Origin of the sequence: Streptomyces sp. SID3212, from assembly GCF_009865405.1 — a bacterium.
GTDB lineage: Bacteria > Actinomycetota > Actinomycetes > Streptomycetales > Streptomycetaceae > Streptomyces.
Window position 1 is genome coordinate 1 of sequence record NZ_WWJY01001178.1, and the last position, 11,713, is coordinate 11,713.

Annotated in this window: 10 protein-coding genes and 1 pseudogene; 4 read left to right on the forward strand and 7 right to left on the reverse strand. The window is 72.0% G+C overall.

Annotated elements, in window-relative coordinates; all coding sequences use genetic code 11:
* The first annotated feature begins 528 nt into the window (after positions 1–528).
* Positions 529–984: a PTS glucose transporter subunit IIA gene (locus tag GT042_RS35320; RefSeq protein ID WP_161312771.1), complete on the forward strand. Its 456-nt coding sequence runs from the start codon at positions 529–531 to the stop codon at positions 982–984.
* The gene (gene ptsP, locus GT042_RS35325) at positions 984–2,654 is read left to right on the forward strand and encodes a phosphoenolpyruvate--protein phosphotransferase (protein WP_161312772.1); all 1,671 of its coding nucleotides are present in this window, start codon (positions 984–986) and stop codon (positions 2,652–2,654) included. The genes GT042_RS35320 and ptsP overlap by 1 nt, the downstream gene beginning before the upstream one ends.
* Before the next feature lie 58 nt (positions 2,655–2,712).
* Here the strand turns inward: ptsP and GT042_RS35330 are convergent, their stop codons facing one another.
* Positions 2,713–3,621 (reverse strand): hypothetical protein, encoded by a 909-nt coding sequence (locus tag GT042_RS35330; protein WP_161312773.1) that lies wholly within the window; start codon positions 3,619–3,621, stop codon positions 2,713–2,715.
* A 78-nt stretch (positions 3,622–3,699) separates the two neighbouring features.
* On the reverse strand, positions 3,700–5,724 hold the full coding sequence (locus GT042_RS35335) for an acetoacetate--CoA ligase (protein WP_161312774.1): 2,025 nt from the start codon (positions 5,722–5,724) through the stop codon (positions 3,700–3,702).
* Positions 5,725–5,894: 170 nt separating this feature from the next.
* On the opposite strand from GT042_RS35335, the gene GT042_RS35340 reads away from it, so the two are divergent.
* A complete protein-coding gene (locus GT042_RS35340) occupies positions 5,895–8,255 on the forward strand; it encodes a glycoside hydrolase family 31 protein (RefSeq protein ID WP_161312775.1) in 2,361 nt (786 codons plus the stop codon).
* A gap of 57 nt (positions 8,256–8,312) precedes the next feature.
* Here the strand turns inward: GT042_RS35340 and GT042_RS35345 are convergent, their stop codons facing one another.
* On the reverse strand, positions 8,313–8,825 hold the full coding sequence (locus GT042_RS35345) for an NUDIX domain-containing protein (RefSeq protein ID WP_161312780.1): 513 nt from the start codon (positions 8,823–8,825) through the stop codon (positions 8,313–8,315).
* An 88-nt stretch (positions 8,826–8,913) separates the two neighbouring features.
* On the opposite strand from GT042_RS35345, the gene GT042_RS35350 reads away from it, so the two are divergent.
* Positions 8,914–9,723: a M15 family metallopeptidase gene (locus GT042_RS35350; protein WP_161312776.1), complete on the forward strand. Its 810-nt coding sequence runs from the start codon at positions 8,914–8,916 to the stop codon at positions 9,721–9,723.
* A gap of 83 nt (positions 9,724–9,806) precedes the next feature.
* On the opposite strand, the gene GT042_RS35355 is transcribed toward GT042_RS35350, so the two are convergent.
* The 4 genes and pseudogenes from GT042_RS35355 to GT042_RS35370 all read right to left on the reverse strand — a co-directional run.
* Complete coding sequence (locus GT042_RS35355; protein ID WP_161312777.1) at positions 9,807–10,412, reverse strand: ATP/GTP-binding protein; 606 nt, start codon at positions 10,410–10,412, stop codon at positions 9,807–9,809.
* A gap of 73 nt (positions 10,413–10,485) precedes the next feature.
* Entirely contained in the window at positions 10,486–10,881 is a 396-nt protein-coding gene (locus GT042_RS35360; RefSeq protein ID WP_161312778.1) for a DUF742 domain-containing protein, read from the reverse strand.
* A 12-nt stretch (positions 10,882–10,893) separates the two neighbouring features.
* Entirely contained in the window at positions 10,894–11,337 is a 444-nt protein-coding gene (locus tag GT042_RS35365; RefSeq protein ID WP_161312779.1) for a roadblock/LC7 domain-containing protein, read from the reverse strand.
* Positions 11,334–11,713: pseudogene (locus GT042_RS35370) on the reverse strand (histidine kinase); the annotation flags it as partial. The gene GT042_RS35365 and the pseudogene GT042_RS35370, both read right to left, overlap by 4 nt.

Below are 11,713 nucleotides of genomic sequence, written 5' to 3' on the forward strand. Positions count from 1 at the left end.
CAGTCGGAATAAGACCGACAGCCCACAGCGTCCTCGCTGTGTTTTGTTCTTCAAAGGAACCACCAACCCACCAACCACAAGGGTTGAGTAGGCCGGGGTATCAACATATCTGGCGTTGACTTTTGGCACGCTGTTGAGTTCTCAAGGAACGGACGCTTCCTTCGGTCCCGTCTCCGGGGCCCTCCGGGCGCTTCCCTTCGGCATTTCGTGTTTCAAACTCTATCAGGCCTTTTAAGTGCTCCTGACCACCGATCCGCAGACATGCAAAAGCGGACCCGAGGTAAGGATCAAGGTTTGATAGATACTGCCGACCCCCGACTCGAAGTCGCGTCGGTGTCAGGCAGGAGTACGACAGTACATGCCGTCTCGCGGCCCAGGCAAATCGGTTTGTGCCCTCCGACCGTGCGAGTCGTACGGCAGGTCACGTACGGAACCGTCACTTCTTATGACTTACAGTTCTGAACGGCACGCCGTCCCATCACAGGCAGTGACGGCGGCTGACGAATCTCCGCCCCAGGGAGGCTCCCCATGACCATCGTGACGGCCCCACTCGCCGGACGCGCCATCGGACTCGCCGCTGTCCCCGACCCGGTGTTCGCCGGGGCGATGGTCGGTCCCGGTACCGCCATCGATCCCGTCCTCCAACCGTCCGTGGCCGTTTCACCGGTGGACGGTGTGGTGGTCTCCCTCCACCCGCACGCCTTCGTGGTCGTCGACGAGGACGGGCACGGTGTGCTGACGCACCTCGGCATCGACACGGTGCAGCTCAACGGCGAAGGCTTTGAACTCCACGTCAACAAGGGCGACACCGTGCAGCGCGGCCAGGCCGTCATCGGCTGGGACCCCGGTGCCGTCGCGGCGGCCGGGAAGTCGCCGATCTGCCCGGTCGTGGCGCTCGAAGCCGCGGCCGACGCCCTGTCCGCCGTCGTGGAGGACGGCGACCTCAAGGCCGGCGACACGCTCTTCGGCTGGGAGTCGGCGTAATGGGGACGACGCTGCGAGGCGTCGGGGTCAGCCACGGGGTGGCGATCGGCGAGGTCCGGCACATGGGGACCACCGTGCTGGAGCCGCCGGCCAAGCAGATCGGTCCTGAGGAGGCCGAGCGCGAGCAGGCGCGTGCCCGCCAGGCCGTGGACGCCGTCGCCGCCGATCTCAACGCGCGCGGGAATCTGGCCGGTGGTGAGGCGCAGGCGGTGCTCGAAGCGCAGGCGATGATGGCCCAGGACCCCGACCTGCTGGCCGACGTGGAGCGGCGTATCGCCGTGGGGAGCAGCGCCGAGCGTGGGGTGTACGACGCGTTCGCCTCGTACCGCGCTCTGCTCGCCAACGCCGGGGAGTATCTGGCGGGGCGGGTCGCGGACCTGGACGACGTGCGGAACCGTATCGTCGCCCGGTTGCTGGGCGTGCCGATGCCCGGGGTGCCGGACAGTGACGAGCCGTACGTGCTGATCGCCCGTGATCTCGCGCCCGCCGACACGGCGTTGCTCGATCCGACGCTGGTGCTCGGTTTTGTGACCGAGGAGGGCGGGCCGACCAGTCACAGCGCGATTCTGGCGAGGGCGCTGGGGGTGCCGGCCGTGGTGGCGTTGCCGGGGGCCGTCGAGTTGGCCGAGGGAACGCTGATCGCGGTCGACGGGAGTACGGGCGAGGTCCATGTGGAGCCGTCGGCCGAGCGGCAGGCGGAGCTGGAGGAGGCCGCGGCGGCGCGGAAGGCGGCGCTGTCGGGGGTCACCGGGCCCGGTGCGACCTCGGACGGGCACAAGGTGCCGCTGCTCGCCAACATCGGTGGGCTCTCCGACGTCCAGGCCGCCGTCGAGGCGGGGGCGGAGGGGGTGGGGCTGTTCCGTACCGAGTTCCTGTTCCTGGACGACAGTGAGCGGGCGCCGTCGGAGGACAAGCAGGTCGAGGTGTACCGGTCGGTCCTCGAAGCGTTTCCCGAGGGCCGGGTGGTCGTGCGGGTGCTGGACGCGGGGGCGGACAAACCGCTGGCGTTCCTGACGCCCGCCGACGAGCCGAATCCGGCGCTGGGGGTGCGGGGGCTGCGGAGTCTGCTGGATCACCCGGACGTGCTGCGGACGCAGTTGACGGCGCTGGCGAGGGCCGCCGAGGGTCTGCCGGTGTATCTGGAGGTCATGGCGCCGATGGTGGCGGACCGCGCGGACGCGAAGGCGTTCGCGGACGCCTGTCGTGCGGCGGGGCTGCACGCCAAGTTCGGGGCGATGGTGGAGATTCCGTCGGCCGCGCTGCGGGCGCGTTCGATTCTTCAGGAGGTCGAGTTCCTTTCGCTGGGGACGAACGACCTGGCGCAGTACACCTTCGCCGCCGACCGGCAGGTGGGGGCGGTGGCGCGGTGGCAGGACCCGTGGCAGCCGGCGCTGCTCGATCTGGTCGCGCTGTCGGCCGAGGGTGCCAAGGCCGAGGGGAAGAGTTGCGGGGTGTGCGGGGAGGCCGCGTCGGATCCGCTGTTGGCGTGTGTGCTGACCGGGCTCGGGGTGACGTCGTTGTCGATGGGCTCGGCGTCGATTCCGTATGTGCGGGCGACGCTGGCGAAGCACACGCTCGCGCAGTGCGAGCGTGCCGCGTCGGCGGCGCGGGCAGCCGACTCCGCCGAGGGTGCCAAGGCCGCGGCGCAGGCGGTGCTGTCCGGCGAGTGAGGGAGGGGAACTCCTGGGGGCTTTCCGCCGTGGTCCGGCGGGAAGCCCCCTTCGGCGTTCAGTGGTGGGTGTCCGTGGTGTCGATGCCCAGGTCGTATCCCGCGCGGTATTCGACGCCGGATTCCGGGGAGAGCGGCTCTCCGGTGTCGGCGTCCGTGCAGTAGGCGCTGAAGACCTCGGCCTCGGTGAGGGGGACGAGGTGTCCGTGCAGGAGGCGCCAGCCGTGGAGGCGGTCGGGTGTGTCGGGTGCTGTCGTACGGAGCACCACTCCCCCGGGCCGTTCCAGCGCGATGCCGGCGGCGAGCACCGAGACGAATTCGGCTCCCTCGGCGGGGTCGACGGCGGCGGAGGTGTCGCCGGTGTGGTCGGCCTGGAGGGCGGCGAGGAGTTGTTCGTCGGCCGCGGGGATGCTGCACACCATGTGGTGGGTGCCGGGTCCCGCCGCTTCGAGGAGCGCGAACAGGAGGCGGGACGCCCGGTCGAAGGCCGCTCGTCCGATGTCCTGGCCGCAGTCGGCGCACTCCCCGAGATCGGCGAGCAGCGCGGTGACGTACTCCCAGGTGGCCTTGCGGACGGCGGTGTTGATGAGCAGCGGGACCAGGGTGTCGAGGGGCTGGCCGGTGTAGGCGACGGCGGCGCCGGTCGCGGGGATGGTGGCGGTGAAGCGGCTGCGGCTGGCGGTGCTGTCGGGGTCGTGGCCGCCGGCCGCGCAGAACTCCGCGTATTCGTCGGGGTCGAAGAGGGCGACCGTGGTGTGGACGCCCTGGGCGGCGAGGGATCTCAGCAGGGCTTCGATCTGCCGCAGGTAGGTCGCGTGGTCGTCGAAGGTGAAGGTGTCGTACCGCCGCATCGCGGTGAAGTCCTGCTCGTCGGCCAGCAGGCCGACGGTGCTGGGGACTTCGCGCCGCAGCCGGCGGCGCCGGGTGCGGTCGGTCTCGGTCTGCTTGCTGTGGTCGGTGTGCGCCATGACTCCCCCTGAGCGCTGTCGATCAGTGCTCACTCAGCGTAATCGGGGGGTCTGACAGCGGGGTGTCCGCCGTGGCCGTCAGCGGCGCCGGCGGGCCAGGTCCTCGTAGAAGTGGAGGAGTTCGACGTGGTCGACGGATCCGGCGTTGACGGCCTTGTCGAGGCTCGTGCCCTGGAGGAGGCGTTTGACGGGGACCTCGATGCGCTTGCCGGTGAGGGTGTGGGGGACGCCGGGGACCTCGATGATCTCGTCCGGGACGTGGCGGGGTGAGAGCTCCCGGCGGAGGGTGGTCGTGATGCGGGCCCGCAGCTCGTGGTCCAGCCGCTGTCCTTCCGCGAGGTGGACGAAGAGGGGCATCCAGTAGCCGCCGTCCGGTTCCTCGACGCCGATGACCAGGGATTCGCGGATCTCGGGCAGCCGCTCGACCACTTCGTAGATGTCGGCGGAGCCCATCCGGACGCCCTGGCGGTTGAGGGTGGAGTCGGAGCGGCCGTGGATGACGACCGAGCCGTGGTCGGTGATCGTGATCCAGTCGCCGTGGCGCCAGACGCCGGGATAGGTGTCGAAGTAGCTGTCGTGGTAGCGGTTGCCGTCGGGGTCGTTCCAGAAGCGGACCGGCATGGACGGCAGGGGGCGGGTGACGACCAGTTCGCCGACCTCCTCGGTCACGGACCGGCCCTCGGGGTCCCAGGCCTGGAGGTCCGTACCGAGGCAGGCGGCCTGGAGCTCGCCGACGTGGACGGGCAGGGTCGGTACGGCGCCGGCGAAGCAGCTGCAGATGTCGGTGCCGCCGCTGACGGAGGCGATCCACAGGTCGTCGCCGGCCTCGTCGGCCAGCCAGCGGAAGCCGTCGGGCGGCAGGGGTGATCCGGTGGTGGCGACGCAGCGTACGCGGGAGAGGTCGTGGTCGCGCGCGGGGTGGACGTCGGCCTTGCGGCAGGCCATGACGTAGGCGGCGGAGGTGCCGAAGAAGGTGGCTCCGGTCCGGTCGGCGACGCGCCACTGGGCGTCGACGGCGGGGAAGCCCGGGCTGCCGTCGTACAGGATGATCGTGGTGCCGGTCAGCAGGCCGCCGACCAGGAAGTTCCACATCATCCAGCCGGTGGAGGTGTACCAGAAGAAGCGGTCCTCGGTGCCGAGGTCGCAGTGGAGGCCGATCTGCTTGAGGTGTTCGAGCAGGATGCCTCCCTGGGACTGGACGATGGCTTTGGGGAGGCCGGTGGTGCCCGAGGAGTAGAGGACCCAGAGGGGGTGGTCGAAGGGGACCTGTTCGAAGACCGGCGGTGCGGTGTCGGTGCCGTTGTCGTTGTCGGTGCTGTTGTCGGCATGGTCGGCGGCCGGCTCGACCAGGGCGGACCATTCCAGCGTGCCTTCGGGGGCCGGGGTGCCGAGCAGCGGGACGTGGACCACGGCCCGGACGGTGGGCAGTTCGCGGCGGAGTTCGGCGACGGTTTCCGTACGGTCGTGTTCCTTGCCGCCGTAGCGGTAGCCGTCGACGGCGAACAGGACGACGGGTTCGACCTGCTGGAAGCGGTCGAGGACACCTCGGGCGCCGAAGTCGGGGGCGCAGGAGGTCCAGACGGCGCCGACGGCGGCGGTGGCGAGCAGGGCCGTGACGGCCTGCGGGATGTTGGGGAGGTAGCCGCTGACGCGGTCCCCGGGGCGTACGCCGAGGGCGCGCAGCGCGGTGGCGAGCGCGCTGACCTGGCCGCGCAGTTCGGACCAGGAGACGGAGCGCTGTTCCTGGGTCTCGTCCACGTGCACGAGCGCGGGGGTGTCGGCGCGGGCCGGGTCCAGGGCCGTGCGCAGCGCGTGTTCCGCGTAGTTGAGGGTGGCTCCGGGGAACCACTGGGCGCCCGGCATGGTGTCCGTGCCGAGGACCCGTTCGTGCGGGGTGGTGAAGCGGACGTCGAACCAGTCGGCGAGCGCGGTCCAGAAGGTGTCGAGCTCGTCCACGGACCAGCGGTGCAGCGCCGGGTAGCCGCCCTCGGCCGGGGCGCCGTACCGTTCGGCCGCCCACGTCTGGAAGCGGGTGACCCCGGCGGCGGCGATCCGTGCGGGATCGGGCTGCCAGAGCGGTACGGGGCTGGCGGCTGTCGTCATGTGCGGCTCCCGGTCTTGACGCGGCTCACAGGGACGATGCCATGTGATCGTCTTTCGCACCAGATGTCGTTCTCCCGCCGTCGACGGGGGCGGACGGGTACCCCCCACCTCGGGTGAACGGAAGTTGAACGAACGCCTTCCGGTCGCGGACGGGTGGCAGGCTGAGCAGCATGGACGGTCGTGAACTGGTGCGTTCGATGAAAGTGGTCGGGTCGGTACAGGGGCTCCGCTCCGTGCGGTCGGCCTGGCGGCAGCGGCGTACGGATGCGAGGGCGCTGCCGGTGCGCGGCGCCGAGCGGGCCAGGGTGCCGGGGCAGGCGGCGGGGGCGCGGCCCGAGCCCGGCGGAGGTGTCGTGCGGTTCGCGCGGGCGGAGCTGCGGGTGTGCGTGACGGTGGGCGGCGCGGTGTTCTGGGGGTGGGACGGCGCGGAGCCGCTGCCGTCGTACGCGCTGGCGGGTTCGCCGCCGGATCCCGATCCCCGGGCGGTGCTGGAGCCGAACACGGACGGCGGCTGGCGGGTGGTGTCGGAGCGCGTGATGGTGACGGTGTCGCGGCACGGTGGGGTGGAGATCCGTACGCCGGGCGGGGTCGTGCTGCGCCGTGAGCTGCCGCCGCGCTGGTGGGAGCCGGTCGCGGGGGGTGTGGCGCGGTGGGTGCAGCGGACGGAGGTGGCGGCGGACGCGCGGTTCTTCGGGCTGGGCGGGCGGGCGCGGGGGCCGCGGCTGGCGGACGGGACGTACCGGCTGTGGAACACGGATCCGGGCGGCCGGTTCGGTCCCGAGGACGATCCCCTGTACGTGACGATGCCGGTGCAGCTGGTGGTGGCGGACGCGGGGACGCATCTGGCGTTCGTCGACAACTCGTGGGACGGGCGGGTGACCCTGCGGGAGGGTGAGGAGGGCGCGGGCTCGGGGCACGACCGGCCGGGGACGAGCGAGCTGCGCATGGACGGCGGGCCGCTGCGTTGCTGGGTGATGATCGGCACACCGGCGCGGGTGCTGCACGGCTGGACGGCGCTGACCGGGGCGCCCGTACCGCCGCCGGCCTGGGCGCTGGGTCCACAGCACGCGCGGTGGGGGTTCGGCAGTGAGCGGGAGGTGCGGCGGATCGTCGCCGGGTACCGGGAGCGTGGTCTTCCGCTGTCGGCGGTGCATCTCGACATCGATCACTACGACGCGCATCAGGTCTTCACCGTGGACCCGGAGCGTTTCCCCGATCTGCCGGGGCTGGCCGGGGAGTTGCGGGCGGACGGGGTACGGCTGGTGTCGATCGTGGATCCGGCGGTGAAGGCGGCGGCCGGGAACGCGGTGTACGAGAGCGGGCGCGTGGCGGACGCCTTCGTACGGGACGCGCGGGGCGGCGAGGTCCGGGGTGAGGTCTGGCCGGGTGAGTGCGTGTATCCGGACTTCACGGATCCGGGGGTACGGGAGTGGTGGGGCGGCCTGTACGCGGAGCGGCTGGCGCAGGGGTTCTCCGGGGTGTGGCACGACATGAACGAGCCGGTGTCGTTCGCGCCGTTCGGTGACACGACGCTGCCGCGTTCGGCCAGGCACCGGCTGGAGGGCCGGGGCGGTGACCACCGGGAGGCGCACAACGTCTACGGCCTGGAGATGTCCCGGGCCGGTTTCGAGGGGCTGCGGAAGCTGCGCCCGGACGAGCGGCCGTTCCTGTTCTCCCGCTCGGGGTGGGCGGGGATGCAGCGGTACGGCGGCACCTGGTCGGGCGATGTGGCGACGGGGTGGCCGGGGCTGCGGGCCTCGCTGGCGCTGGTGTTGGGGCTGGGGCTGTGCGGGGTGCCGTACTCGGGGCCCGACGTCGGTGGTTTTGACGGGAGTCCGACGCCGGAGCTGTATCTGCGGTGGTTCCAGCTGGGTGCGTACATGCCGTTGTTCCGTACGCACGCGGCGATCGACGCGGGGCGCAGGGAGCCGTGGGAGTTCGGCGCGGAGGTGCTGGAGCACGCGCGGGCCGCGCTGGCCGAACGGGAGCGGCTGCGCCCGTACTTCATGACGCTGGCGCAGCTCGCGCGGCTGACGGGGGCGCCGTACGTGCGGCCGGTGTGGTGGGGGGCGCCGGAGGACCGGGCGCTGCGGGACTGCGAGGACGCGTTCATGCTGGGTGACGGTCTGCTGGTGGCGCCGGTGCTGGCGCGCGGGGCGGACCGGCGGGCGGTGCGGCTGCCCAGGGGGCGGTGGTACGACACGGCGACCGGCAAGGCGTACGAGGGGCCGGGCCAGGTGGTGGTCGACGCGCCGCTGTCGCGGATCCCGGTGCTGGCGCGGGCGGGTGCGGTGATACCGGTGCGCGGCGGGGACGGGTCGGTGGAGCTGGAGGCGTGGGCCCCGGCGCCCGGCCGGACGGGCGGCGGGCTGGTGATCGGGGATCCGGGCGACGGCTGGGGTACGGCGGAGGTGGAGCGGTACACCTCGCGGGTGGTGGACGGCCGGGTCCGGGTGGAGCGGGTGACGGACGGGGGGACCGTGGAGCCGGAGCGGACCGTACGGGTACGGGGCGTGGCGTCCGGGGGGTGAGGATCCCCGGGCAGGGGGCGGCCCGGTGGGGTGCGGACCGCCCCGGCCCCGCGTGGGTCAGCGGCGTGGACCCGTGTCGTACCGGCCGGCGAACCAGGACCGTACCGCCTCGGTGTGGAGCGGGAACGCCAACTCCACGGGGGCGCGCAGCAGATGCCAGCCCGTCGTCTCGTCCGTGGCGGCGGACGGCGGGAGTTGGCCGGCGGGCCGCTCGGGGAGCAGGCCGAAGACGAGGAGGTGCCCGTCCGGGGAGCTGAGCGTGTCGGCCAGCCGTACGTCCTCCTCGGCCGCCCCGATGCCCGTCTCCTCCCTCAACTCCCGTACGAGGGCGTGCTGCCAGGCCTCGCGGTGGTCGATGAAGCCGCCGGGCAGGGCGACTCCCCCGCGCATGGGTTCGATCGTGCGGGTGATGACCACCAGCGCCCGCCCCTCCGCGTCCGTCACGGGGAGCAGCGCGACGGCGACGGGCAGCGGGTTGCGGTAGGCGGTGACGCCGCAGACCGCGCACGTACGGGGCCAGCCGGCGTCCGGCGGGTACGGCGCGCCGCAGCTGCCGCAGTACGCGTTCATCGGGGGCTTCTTCTCGGGCTCGGACACGCGCGGACTGTATCCGATCACCCTTCCGCCGTTCCCGGGAACCTGATAGATGAAAGGGCTCATGAGCCCTCTTGTGTCACTCCTGCGGGTGCTGACCGCTTCCGCCGTCGCCCTGCTCGCCCTTCCCGCCCTTCCCGCGCCGACGGCGGGCGCCGCCACCGGGCCCCGGGCTCCGGAGGAGTTCGTGGCGCTGCGGTCGGTCGCGCCGACGATCATCCAGGAGATGCGCTACAGCACGCCGCACGACTTCATGGGGGTGCCGGTGGACGGGTACCGGCAACCGGTCTGTCTGGTGACCCGGCCGGCCGCCGAGGCGCTGCGCCTGGCGCAGCGGAAACTGCTGCGGCAGGGCTACTCGCTGAAGATGTACGACTGTTACCGGCCGCAACGGGCCGTCGACCACTTCGTCCGGTGGGCGAAGGATCTCCAGGACGAGGCGATGAAGGCGGAGTTCTATCCGCGCGTCGACAAGTCGCGGCTGTTCGAGGACGGTTACATCGCGGAGAAGTCCGGGCACAGCCGGGGCAGCACGGTGGACCTGACGCTGGTGAAGCTGCCCGCGCTGCCGACCCGGGCGTACGTGCCGGGCGAGCCGCTCGTCCCGTGCTACGCCCCGCGCGCGGAGCGCTTCCCGGACAACTCGGTGGACATGGGCACGGGTTACGACTGCTTCGACCCGCTCGCGCACACCGACGACCCGCGGATCCAGGGGGTGCCGCGCGCCAACCGGCAGCTGTTGAGGAGCACCCTGGAAGAGGTCGGGTTCACCAACCTGCCCGAGGAGTGGTGGCACTTCACGCACCGGCCCGAGGTCTTCCCCGACACCTACTTCGACTTCCCCGTGGCGTGGCGGTCGGTGACCGGGCTCTGACGGGCGTACGGCGCGGCGGCGCGCCCGTACCCCGGTGGTCGGGGGTACGGGCGCGCCTCGCCGGGTCCGCCGGGTCGCCCGGGTCAGGTGACGGCGTGCTCGCGGTGGCGCTGCGCGCGGTTCAGCGCGTGCTCCACGACCGTCACGAGGACCTCCTTGACGGATTCCCGCTCGCGCGCGTCGCACATCACGAGCGGGACCTCGGGGTCGAGGTCCAGCGCCGCCCGGACGGTCTCGCCGGGGAAGCGGTCCGCGCCCTCGAAGCAGTTGACGGCGACCGTGAAGGGGATTCCCCGCCGTTCGAAGTAGTCGACGGCGGCGAAGGAGTCGGCGAGGCGCCGGGTGTCGGCGAGGACCACCGCGCCGAGGGCGCCCTGGGCCAGCTCGTCCCAGAGGAACCAGAACCGGTCCTGTCCCGGGGTGCCGAACACGTACAGGACCAGGTCCTCCCGGAGGGTGATCCGGCCGAAGTCCATGGCGACCGTGGTGGTCGTCTTCTCCTCGACTCCGTCGACGTCGTCGACGGGCCGGCCCGCCTCGCTGAGCCGCTCCTCCGTACGGAGCGGCCTGATCTCGCTGACGGCGCCCACCAGGGTGGTCTTGCCGACCCCGAACCCGCCGGCGACCAGGATCTTCAGTGTGACCGGGTCGACCGGGCGGGGCCGGTGGCTAGTGCGCCCGAGGGTCATGGCTCTCTTCTTCCCCGGAGGGGTGGGTGCGGTTCGGATACATCGTGGGTCCCAGGTGATCGGTTGACGTACGTCAGAGCGCCCGCAGGCCGTCGATCACATCGCGGAGGATGCTCACGTCGGGCAGTTCGGCCGGCGGGACGGGGCGGGTGACATGGACGATCTCGTCCTCGACGAGGTCGCCGACCAGCACCCGTACCACCCCGACCGGCAGGTCCAGGCTCGCGGAGAGCTCGGCGATCGACTGCGGGCTGTCGTTGCAGCGGTCGACGATCTCCACATGCTCGGGTGAGAGCATCTGGTCCCGGCCGGGGTCGTCCGCCTTGGGCTCGGGAATGACGATCGCGATCAGGTCGAGCCGGTGGCGGGTCGCGGTGCTGGTACGGCCGCGCGTCATGGCGTACGGGCGTACCACCGGTCCGGCTTCGCCGTCGAACCAGTGCTGCGCGTCCTGATCTTCGTCACTCATGTCGGCCCCCACTCACCCTCCGGCGGGCAGACCGGACCGCGGCCTCGTGGCGAGGTGGACGCCGACCCGCTTGACCATCAGCGTCATCTCGTAGGCGACCTGGCCCACGTCGGAATCGGCGTCGGACAGGACGGCCAGACAGCTGCCGTCACCGGCGGCGGTGACGAAGAGGAACGCCTCGTCCAGCTCCACGACGGTCTGCCGGACGCTGCCGGCGTCGAAGTGCCGGCCGACCCCCTTGGCGAGGCTGTGGAAGCCGGAGGCGACGGCCGCGAGGTGCTCGCCGTCCTCCCGGGTGAGGTCCTTGGACGTGCCGGTCGCGAGGCCGTCACCGGAGAGCACAAGTGCTTTGCGGATACTGGCCACTCGTTCGACGAGCTCGTCGAGGAGCCAGTTGAGCTCTCCGGCGCCGTCCCGGTCGGCGGAGTTGCGTGCTGCGGCGTTCGGTGCGGTCATCGACCGTCCCCCTCCGATGTGGTTCTGTCTGTCTCGCCGGGGCCGGTGGTCTCTTCGGCGTCGTTCTGCCGGCGACCACGCTGCCAGCCTCGCTGGAGCGAGGCCATACGGTTGCGTACTTCGTCCGCGTCCCGCTCGCCGTCCTGCCGGCCGGCGGGCGCCTGTCCGGGGACACGCTCGGGAGCGCTGTCCCTCAGCTGGGGTGCGAGGCTGGCCTGCCGTACGCGGCGGGGCAGGCCGCCGAGCAGGTCGGGGGCCTCGGCTGCCGTGTCGGTCCTGTCGGTCCCGGCGGCCCTGTTGTCGGCCCTGGCGTCGCCCCGGGCGGCCGACGAGCGGCCCCTCAGCGGCGCGGGGACACCGGACAAGATCGGAAGAG

Excerpts from the sequence above, each read along its gene's own strand:
- GT042_RS35340 (WP_161312775.1), top strand. The coding sequence starts at position 5,895 with ATGGACGGTCGTGAACTGGTGCGTTCGATGAAAGTGGTCGGGTCGGTA.
- GT042_RS35365 (WP_161312779.1), bottom strand. The coding sequence starts at position 11,337 with ATGACCGCACCGAACGCCGCAGCACGCAACTCCGCCGACCGGGACGGC.
- GT042_RS35320 (WP_161312771.1), top strand. The coding sequence starts at position 529 with ATGACCATCGTGACGGCCCCACTCGCCGGACGCGCCATCGGACTCGCC.
- GT042_RS35355 (WP_161312777.1), bottom strand. The coding sequence starts at position 10,412 with ATGACCCTCGGGCGCACTAGCCACCGGCCCCGCCCGGTCGACCCGGTC.
- ptsP (WP_161312772.1), top strand. The coding sequence starts at position 984 with ATGGGGACGACGCTGCGAGGCGTCGGGGTCAGCCACGGGGTGGCGATC.
- GT042_RS35335 (WP_161312774.1), bottom strand. The coding sequence starts at position 5,724 with ATGACGACAGCCGCCAGCCCCGTACCGCTCTGGCAGCCCGATCCCGCA.
- GT042_RS35330 (WP_161312773.1), bottom strand. The coding sequence starts at position 3,621 with ATGGCGCACACCGACCACAGCAAGCAGACCGAGACCGACCGCACCCGG.
- GT042_RS35360 (WP_161312778.1), bottom strand. The coding sequence starts at position 10,881 with ATGAGTGACGAAGATCAGGACGCGCAGCACTGGTTCGACGGCGAAGCC.
- GT042_RS35345 (WP_161312780.1), bottom strand. The coding sequence starts at position 8,825 with ATGAACGCGTACTGCGGCAGCTGCGGCGCGCCGTACCCGCCGGACGCC.
- GT042_RS35350 (WP_161312776.1), top strand. The coding sequence starts at position 8,914 with ATGAGCCCTCTTGTGTCACTCCTGCGGGTGCTGACCGCTTCCGCCGTC.